The organism is Dyella ginsengisoli LA-4 (genome assembly GCF_000334915.1).
Lineage (GTDB): Bacteria > Pseudomonadota > Gammaproteobacteria > Xanthomonadales > Rhodanobacteraceae > Dyella_A > Dyella_A ginsengisoli_A.
This window is the reverse complement of sequence record NZ_AMSF01000049.1, coordinates 1-8,499: the sequence shown is the minus strand read 5'-3', so window position 1 is coordinate 8,499 and position 8,499 is coordinate 1. Positions and strand designations below refer to the sequence as shown.

The window sequence follows — 8,499 nt, the reverse complement described above, 5'->3', positions numbered from 1 at the left end:
AGTAGGAGCCCGCTCGCGGGCGATGCTTCTGCTCCTGATCTACATCGAAGCGAAAAAGCATCGCCCGCGAGCGGGCTCCTACCGGTGAAGGCTGCAGCTAGAGCCTGAGCGAGATCTGCGTCGTGCCGGGCTCGTCCAGCGACGATCGCCGCTCGAAGCCGAGTTCGCGGCACAGCTCCAGCATCGGTCGGTTCTCCAGCAGCACATAGCCCCAGATCTCGTGCAGGCCACGGCGGCGGCAGTCATCGACCAGGCGCTGCATCAGCAGGGCGCCGAGGCCGCGTCGGGCCCAGTCGTGCTCTACCAGCACCGAGAACTCGGCGTTGTTGGCCGACTCGTCCACGTAGATGCGGCCTACGCCGCGCATCTCGGCCGGCTCCACTGCCTCGTCCATCAGCACGAAGGCGGTTTCGAAGGCCGGGTCGATGTTGCACAGGCGCTGGGCCATCGGCTCGGGCAGTTCGGACATCGCATGCAGGAAGCGGCGACGGATGTCCTCCGGCGAGAGGCGGGTGAAGCAGCGCTTGAGTGCGGCCACGTCGTCGGGCCGGATGCCGCGCAGGAACAGGCTGCGGCCGTCACGGGTGCGCACCGGTTCGCCCAGGCTGGCCGCGGGGACGGCCTCCGGGCGGGGTGCGAAACGCTCACGGCTGCGCGGCGGGACGATCATCTGCTGGGCGGGACGCATGCGGGGGAAGGCGAGCTGCGTATTCATGTCCATACTGTAGCGTATTTAGTGCGACGCAGCATGAATGGGGCGAGCACTGGTATGGCTTGCCCGATGGGCTTAAAAGGCCTGTTTTTCCGCGGATTTTCCTTGTTCGTGCCATGATGGTCTGCTCCGATCATGTCGCGATGCGGCAACCCGCCACAGAGGAAGTTCTCTCGATGTCCCAGAGCCTGGCCCAGCTCACCCTGCTGGTGCACGACTACGATGAGGCGATCGCCTGGTACACCCGCCGGCTCGGCTTCACCCTGCGCGAGGATACGCCGCTCGGGAGCGGCAAGCGCTGGGTGGTCGTGGCACCGCCGGGCTCGACCGGCACCGGGCTGCTGCTGGCGCAGGCGGCGACCGACGAGCAGCGTGCCGCGGTGGGCCGCCAGGCGGGTGGTCGGGTCTTCCTGTTCCTGCGCACGGACGACTTCTGGAGCGATTACCGTCGCATGCTGGCCGCGGGCGTCACGTTCCGTGAAACGCCGCGCGAGGAGCCGTACGCGACCGTGGCCGTGTTCGAGGACCTGTACGGCAATCCGTGGGACCTGCTGCAGGGAAAAGGCTGAGCGCCCCGGCTCAGTCGGTGACGTCCGGCTCGAAGAAGCTCCAGCGGATCTCGCCGAACTCGGCCTTCATCGCCGCCTCCACGGTGTTGATCGCGTCGATCAGGCCGCGGTCGGAGCTGGCCGGCTCCATCCGTGCCTTGACCGCCACCATCACGTCCGGGCCCATCTGCAGGGTGATCAGGTTGAGCACCTCGGCCACTTCCGAGCGGCTCTTGAGGAAGGTGAGCATCTCGGCGCGGCGGCGCGGCTCCACGCCCTGGCCGATCAGCAGGGCCTTCACTTCCACCGCCAGCGCGATGGCCACCACCAGCAGCAGCACGCCGATCGCCAGCGTACCCAGCGCGTCGTACATGAGGTTGCCGGTGAGCATGGTGGCGCCCACCGCCAGGGCGGCCAGGCACAGGCCGATCAGCGCGGCCAGATCCTCGCCGAAGATCACCAGCAGTTCGCTGGAACGGGTCTCGCGGAACCAGGTCCACAGCGGCTGCCCGCCGCGCGCCTTGTTCACCTCCTGCAGGCAGCCGCGCATCGACAGGCCTTCGGCGACGACACCGAACACCAGCACGCCCAGCGCCACCCACGGCCACTTCAGCGGCTCGGGATGGCCGAGCTTGTGCACGCCCTCGTAGACCGAAAACATCCCGCCCACGCTGAACAGCAGGATCGCCACCAGGAACGACCAGAAGTACATCGCCCGGCCCCAGCCGAGCGGGAACTCATCCGATGGCGGCCGCTTCGCCTGGCGCACGCCGAGCAGCAGCAGGCCCTGGTTGCCGCAGTCGGCCAGCGAGTGCACCGCCTCGGCCAGCATCGCGCCCGAGCCGGTCACCAGGGCTGCGACCAGCTTGGCCAGGAAGATCGCGAAATTCGCGCCGAGCGCGAGGAAGATCGCCTTGAGCGAATTGGCGTGGCCGGACATGCGGGTGTTCCATCACGGGTCGGGCCGCACAGTGTAGCGGCGCCGCAAGTCCGTGCGACGCGGCGATCGCCTCAGTGGATGCCGACGCCCACGCCGATGCCGAAATGCACGTTGCTGCGGCCGGACTGCAGCTCCTGCTGCGTCCAGCGATGGGCCTGGTCCACCGTCACCAGCGGGAACACGTAGTCCGCCTCACCGACCTTGCCGGCGCGGCTGCCTGCCAGTGTGCCGGTCAGGGTCATCAGTGCGCCTTCCGGGTAATCCATCGGCTCGACGAAGCCGTGCATCACCGCGATGAAGCGGCCGTTGCCGCTGTCCCCGACCTGCGGGCGCTGCGAGCGGTCCAGCGGAAAGGCCAGGACCTCGATCTCGCTGCGGTCGGCCAGGTTGTGCACGGCGACGATGCGGCCACCCCAGATCACGCTGCCGTTGGCGTAACGCTCCGGCGTGCGGGCCACCTGGAACGGCACCGCGGACACCAGGTTCGGCGAGGTCTTGTAGATCGGCGCGGGCGCGCACGCGGCCAGGGCCAGCAAGGTCAGCGGGGCGAGCAGTCGTGACAGGGGGCGGACGAGGCGACGCATGGCGGGCTCCGGAGCATGGGCACGAATGGATGCCGTCGCGGAGGCCGCGACGGTAGCGCGAGCTTAGCGCGGACGGGGTGAACGCGGCGCCGGGGAGCGGGGCGGCGGTGCGGTATCGCCGCTGTCGTTCACCAGCCAGTCCAGGTTCCAGCGTGCCGGCTGGCCCTGTCCGAGCAGGCGCGCCATCGCGCGCAGCGGCTCGCGCAGCACCTCGTCCAGATTCCACGGCGCGTTGAGTATCACCATGCCCGAGCCGTTGAGGCGCAGCGGGGAGTCGTCCGCATGCACCAGCAGCTCGGCGCGCAGTACGCGCCGGGCCATGCCGTGCTGCAGCCCGCGCAGGAACGGCTGCACCTGGCTGCGCAGCTTGATCGGATACCACACCGCGTAGACGCCGGTCGGCCAGCGGGCCAGCGAGGCCTTCAACGCCCGCTCGATCACGCGGTACTCGGCATCCTGCGCTTCGTAGGGCGGGTCGATCAGCACCAGCCCGCGCTTCTCCTGCGGTGGCACCAGCGCCTTCAGCGCCTCGTAGCCGTCGCGATGGTGCACATGCACGCGGCCGTCGCGCGCGAACAACTCGCGCAGGCGCACCGCTTCCTCCGGATGCAGCTCGCACAAGTGCGCGCTGTCGCCCTCGCGCATCGCACGGGCCGCCTGCAGCGGCGAGCCGGGGTAGAGCTTCAGTCCGTCCTCGTTGCCGGGCAGGGCGAGGATGCCGTCCAGCCAGCGGCGCAGCAGCGGCGGCAGGGTGGCCGCCTGGCCGTTGTCCGCTCCGAGGTCGGGAAACAGCAGTCGACGGATGCCGTCGCGATACTCGCCGGTCTTGCCGGCCTCCTTGCCTTCCAGCGCGTAGCAGCCGCTGCCGGCGTGCGTGTCGATGTAGGCGAACGGCGTGGGCTTGGCCTCCATTGCCTCCACCAGCGCCAGCAGCACGACGTGCTTGAGGACATCGGCGAAGTTGCCGGCGTGGTAGGCGTGGCGATAGTTCATGGCGGGCACGTCGGGCAGGGCGCCCGATTATAGGCCCTTGCCGTGGTGCACCCCGGTGTCGTCAGTCGGCGACGGTGATGCGGCGGTTGGCGGCGTCACACCGTTCCACTCGATCGAGCAGCGCGACGGCGTAGTCGGCGATCGAGATGCGGCTGCTGCCTTCCGCGTCCACCAGCAGCTGCTCGCCGCCGAGACGGTAAGTGCCGGTGCGCTCGCCGGGCTCGATCAGCGCCGCCGGGCTCACGTAGGTCCACTCCACCGGGCCGCGATAGGCGCGGAACATCGCCAGTGCCTCGCCCTGGGCTTCTGCCTCGGGCTTCCATGCAGCGGGGAAATCCGGGTCGTCGATCACGCGGCGACCTGGCGCCACCTCCAGCGTGCCGGCGCCGCCGACCCAGGCCAGCCGCGTGATACCGGCACCGGGCAGGTGGTCCAGCAGGGTGCGGCCATAGCCGGGCACGCGGCTGGCGTCCTGATCGCGCCGGGCCGAGAGGCTGGCGATGGCGGCCTCGCTCCCGCGGACCGCGTCGGTCCAGCTTGCGGGCTGCGCCACATCGGCGGTGACGACGGTCAGGCGATCGTGTCGCTGCGGCAGGCGGGATGCATCGCGAACCACCGCGAGCACCTCATGGCCGCGGGCCAGTGCCTCATCGAGGATGCCCTGGCCGATGTGGCCGGTGGCGCCGAACAGTACGAGTTTCATGGGGCTTCTCCGTCAGGGAACGGAGCGCAGCTTGCGCCTCGGATTGGTTCCGATAAACGCCCTATGATGCAATTCACTGTAAAGATCCAGTTGACAAGTGGAGGCCGGCGATGCGCGGCGACCGGACCGATCAGGTCAATCTCAACCGGCTGGCGGTGTTCGCGGCGCTGGTCCGCGCGGGCTCGTTCACGGCGGCCGCGGAGCAGCTCGGTACGACCAAGGCGATGGTCAGCCAGCACCTCGCTCGCCTGGAGCAGGAGCTGGGTGTCACGTTGCTGGTGCGCAGCACGCGGCGCATGGCGCTGACCGAAGCCGGGGCGAGCTTCCATGCCGATTGCGTGCGCCTGCTGGCCGACGCCGAGGCGGCGATCGAGCGCGTCGGAGCCGCCCGCGACCGGCCCGCCGGCACCCTGCGCCTGACCGCGTCGCTGGACTACGGCAACGCGGTCGTGGTGCCGCAGCTGGCCAGCTTCATGCGCCTGCATCCCGCGGTGCAGGTGGACCTGGTGCTCAGCGACCATGTCAGCGACATCATCGCCGAGCGCTTCGATCTGGCGATCCGCGGCGGCTGGCTACGCGACTCCAGTCTGCGCGCCACCCGGCTCGGCAGCTTCCGGCAGTTGCTGGTGGCGACTCCGGCGTACCTGGCCGAACACGGCACGCCGCGCCGGGTCGACGAGCTGGTCCGGCACGGCGCCGTCGCCATGTCGGCACTGCCGCATCCGCTGCGCTGGACCTTCGCCGGACGTGGTGGCAAGCGGCAGACGGTGCGACTGCGCGCGGCCGCGCAGGCCAACAACGCGGCGGCCGTCCGCGGGCTGGTACTGGCAGGCGCCGGCCTCGCGGTATTGCCGGACTACCTGGTGGAGGAGGACATCCGTGCCGGGCGGCTGGTCGCGCTGCTGGCCCACCTGCACCTGCCCGAAGGCGGCATCCACGCGGTGTACCCCGGGCCGCGCGCGCCGGCCAAGGTGCGGGCGTTCATCGAGCATCTGCAGGCGGCAGGCGCCTGAGCTTCACTCGACCACGTTGTGGCTCTCGGCGGTGCCGAGCAGTTCCGGCTGCTGGCTGGGTTCGTCGCGGCGGCGGTGCAGCAACGGGTGCACGAACACCGCGGCGATGATCACCGTCACGCCGAGGTAGAACCAGGCGTGCAGCTCGCGCTGCTCGCCGAGCAGCAGGATCGCCAGCACGATCGAGTACACCGGCTCCAGGTTGGTCACCATCTGTACGCCGAACGCGGTGAGGTGGCGCAGCGCCACCAGCGCCAGCGCGAACGGCAGCAGGGTGCAGCCGAAGCTCAGCGCCAGCAGCAGCAGGGTGTCGTGCAGGCCCGGCACCTCGAAGGCGCTGCCGGCGTGCGGCAGCAGCGGAGCGAGCAGGGTCAGGAACAACGTGCCGGTGCCCAGCTCCAGGCAGGTCACGGTGAGCGGGTCGCCGTGGTCCACCAGTCGCTTGTTGAACGCGCCGAACAGCGCCACGAACAGCGCCGACAGCGCACCGACCGCGATGCCCATGCGCATGCCGTGGGGCACGCCGCCGACCACCATCGCCACACCCGGCACCACCGCCACGGCGATGAACAGCTCGCGCGGGTCGAATTTCCGGCGCGCGATCCACGGCTCGATGAAAGACAGGAATACCGGCCCCAGTGCGATACAGGTCGCGCCTACCGAGGCATTGGACAGCTTGATCGCCGCATAGAAGGTCAGCCAGTGCAGCGACACCAGCACGCCGATGCCGGCATAGGCCCAGCGCAGCCGTGCCGGCATCGCGCGCAGCCCGCGCCACACCCGCGGCACCAGCAGCAGCGCACCGGAGACCAGCAGCATGCGCCACCACACCAGCGGCAGTGCCGGCAGCGAGATCAGCTTGCCGAGGATGGCGGTGAAGCCCCACAGCAGGACGCAGAAGTGGATCTGCAGGCGGGCCAGGTTGACGGGCTGCATGGGGGCGGGCGGCGTGGGGAAGGTGCGCCATTCTAGCGACGGCGCAGCCCTGTGGCCCCAGGTCAGTGCGACGGCGCGGCCACTTTCGGCTCGCCCTTGCGCAACTGGCCCAGCACCGCCTGGCAGGTGTTCGGCGGCTGGTCGTGGTCGGGAGCGATCAGGGCGAGCAGGGCGGCTGCCGGCGCCGCGACCGCCCCCAGTGCGACGGCCCCGCCGGCGCGCAGCGCCAGCGGGCCGGCATGCACACCGACGTCGGGATGCTTCAGCGTGCCGCGCACGTACAGCGGCGAGCGCAGCGAGAGGATGCGCAGGCCCTTGGTCTGCGGCTTCACGTCCAGGTCCAGCCGCTCGTTGTCCATGTTCACCGTGCCGTCCACCCGGACCACCGCATCGCGGGTGTCGAACACGAACAGCCGGGTGCGGAACAGGCCGCCCTTCGCGACCAGGTCGGTGGCGGCGCAGTTGATCTGCACCGTGCGGTCGCCGAACAGCTTGCCGAGAATGATGTTGCCGACGTTGAGGCCGGCGGTCTCCAGCAGGTTGCGGCTGATCGCGCCGTCGTTCATCAGCAGCTTCATCTCGCCATCGGCGCTGCCGAGCAGGGCGGCAACCGAGTTGCCGTGCGCGTCGAGGTCGGCACGCCCGTTGATCTCGCCCAGGCTGGTGCGCATGGCATCGAAGGTCGGGAACAGCTTCTTCAGCTTCAGGTGGCGGGCGCCCAGTGCGATGCGGCCCTGCATCGGCGTGCGGCTGCCGTCCAGGACCACCTTGCCCCGCACCGAGCCGCCGGCCAGCCCGGCCTCGAGCGGATCGAGCGTGAGCGTGCCGGCGCGCATCACCAGGTGGGTGTCGAGCGAGTCGATCGGCAAGGCCTTCATGTGCGTGATGTGCCCGGCATCGAAGGTCACGTCCGCGTCCATCGCCTGCCAGCGGTTGGTGCGGAATGGCTCCATCGGCAGCACCTTGTCCGCCGGTTGGGCGGTGCCGTCGCCGCGCCGCTTTTTCTCCGCGTTGCTGTCGGCGCCGATCAGCGGCGCGAGATCGGCGAACTCCAGTTCCCTGGAATGCAGGTCGCCGCTGAGTTTCGGCCGCAGGCCACCCGTGACGAACCGCAGGTTGCCGGCCAGGTCGCTGTCGCCCACGCGGCCGTGGAAATGGCGATAGTCGAAGCGGCTGCCGTGGTCGCCGAGGCGGGCGCTGAGGTCGCCTCGGGTGGCGTAGGGTCGGGTGTCGGGCAGGGTGACGCCGAGCAGCGGATACAGCCGGGCCATGCTGGTGCCGGCGAACCACAGGTGCAGGTCCAGTGCGCCCAGGTGCAGCGGGTCGGTCAGCGTGCCGGCCAGGCCGATGTGGGTGTCACCCACCTGCAGCTGCGCCTGCACCGGGAACGGACGGTCCTTGCGCTGCAGGGCAAGCATCGCGCCGATGCGTCCGCTGCCCTTGGCCGGAGCGCCCTGGTAATGACCCTCGGCGGTCCAGCGGAACCGGTAGCGCGTTTCGCGGGCGGCGCGGTCGGCCTTGCCGACGTCGTCGCCCTTCATGCCGCGCTCGTCCTTGCCCTGGTCCTGGTCGGTCCCGGCGTCGCCTGCGACCGCCTTGGCCGCGCCGGCGCCTACCACGTCGCGAGCCTGCGTCTGCGCCGCCTGTTCGCTCTGCGCGACGATACGGTCGTAGGGAATCGCTTGTTCCAGTGGCTCGATCTGCACCGTCAGGTCGGTCTTGTGTGCCGCGTCGTCCAGCGTGACGCGGCCCTGGTCGAAGCCGACGTTGCCGAGCTGCAGCGACCAGCGCGACGGCTTGCCGTCGTGCGGCAGGCTGAAGGTCCAGTTGTCGCGGCCCTGGCCGTCGCGCTCCAGGTCCACGCTCGGCTGCACCAGCTGCAGCGACGGCACGTCGATGCGACGCGCCAGCAGCGCCAGCGGCGAGAGGCGGAAGCGCAAGGCATCCAGATGGGCAAAGCGCGGCTGCTTCGCCCAGCCGGGATTGGCGATGGTGATGTCGCGCGCGGTGAGTTCCGGCCACGGCAGCCAGCGGCGCCAGCCGGTCTCGTCCTGCGGCCGGGGGCGGGGC

At 70.2% G+C, this 8,499-nt stretch carries 9 protein-coding genes; 2 read left to right on the top strand and 7 right to left on the bottom strand.

All coding sequences use genetic code 11. The annotated features are described in order from the left end of the window. Positions 1 to 97: 97 nt before the first annotated feature. Positions 98 to 715 carry a GNAT family N-acetyltransferase gene (locus tag C693_RS0112105; RefSeq protein WP_017462544.1) on the bottom strand — a complete coding sequence of 206 codons (618 nt, stop codon included), beginning with the start codon at positions 713 to 715 and terminating at the stop codon, positions 98 to 100. A gap of 173 nt (positions 716 to 888) precedes the next feature. Here C693_RS0112105 and C693_RS0112100 point away from each other — a divergent pair, with 173 nt between their 5' ends. Next, positions 889 to 1,281, top strand: coding sequence for a VOC family protein (locus C693_RS0112100; RefSeq protein ID WP_017462543.1), 393 nt, complete (start codon positions 889 to 891; stop codon positions 1,279 to 1,281). A 10-nt stretch (positions 1,282 to 1,291) separates the two neighbouring features. Here the strand turns inward: C693_RS0112100 and C693_RS0112095 are convergent, their stop codons facing one another. The 4 genes from C693_RS0112095 to C693_RS0112080 form a co-directional block, all read right to left on the bottom strand. Continuing rightward, positions 1,292 to 2,200: a cation diffusion facilitator family transporter gene (locus tag C693_RS0112095; protein ID WP_017462542.1), complete on the bottom strand. Its 909-nt coding sequence runs from the start codon at positions 2,198 to 2,200 to the stop codon at positions 1,292 to 1,294. 71 nt (positions 2,201 to 2,271) lie between these two features. Next, a complete protein-coding gene (locus tag C693_RS0112090; protein ID WP_017462541.1) occupies positions 2,272 to 2,784 on the bottom strand; it encodes a Slp family lipoprotein in 513 nt (170 codons plus the stop codon). 63 nt (positions 2,785 to 2,847) lie between these two features. Next, positions 2,848 to 3,777 (bottom strand): 23S rRNA (adenine(2030)-N(6))-methyltransferase RlmJ, encoded by a 930-nt coding sequence (locus C693_RS0112085; RefSeq protein ID WP_017462540.1) that lies wholly within the window; start codon positions 3,775 to 3,777, stop codon positions 2,848 to 2,850. Between the two features lie 61 nt (positions 3,778 to 3,838). Beyond that, complete coding sequence (locus tag C693_RS0112080; protein WP_017462539.1) at positions 3,839 to 4,480, bottom strand: NAD(P)-dependent oxidoreductase; 642 nt, start codon at positions 4,478 to 4,480, stop codon at positions 3,839 to 3,841. A gap of 110 nt (positions 4,481 to 4,590) precedes the next feature. Here C693_RS0112080 and C693_RS0112075 point away from each other — a divergent pair, with 110 nt between their 5' ends. Beyond that, the gene (locus C693_RS0112075; RefSeq protein ID WP_017462538.1) at positions 4,591 to 5,493 is read left to right on the top strand and encodes a LysR family transcriptional regulator; all 903 of its coding nucleotides are present in this window, start codon (positions 4,591 to 4,593) and stop codon (positions 5,491 to 5,493) included. A 3-nt stretch (positions 5,494 to 5,496) separates the two neighbouring features. Here C693_RS0112075 and C693_RS0112070 read toward each other — a convergent pair whose 3' ends face one another. After that, entirely contained in the window at positions 5,497 to 6,429 is a 933-nt protein-coding gene (locus C693_RS0112070; RefSeq protein ID WP_017462537.1) for a DMT family transporter, read from the bottom strand. A gap of 62 nt (positions 6,430 to 6,491) precedes the next feature. Further along, positions 6,492 to 8,499: AsmA family protein (locus C693_RS21715; protein ID WP_017462536.1), on the bottom strand; the 2,008-nt coding region annotated here is incomplete at its 5' end.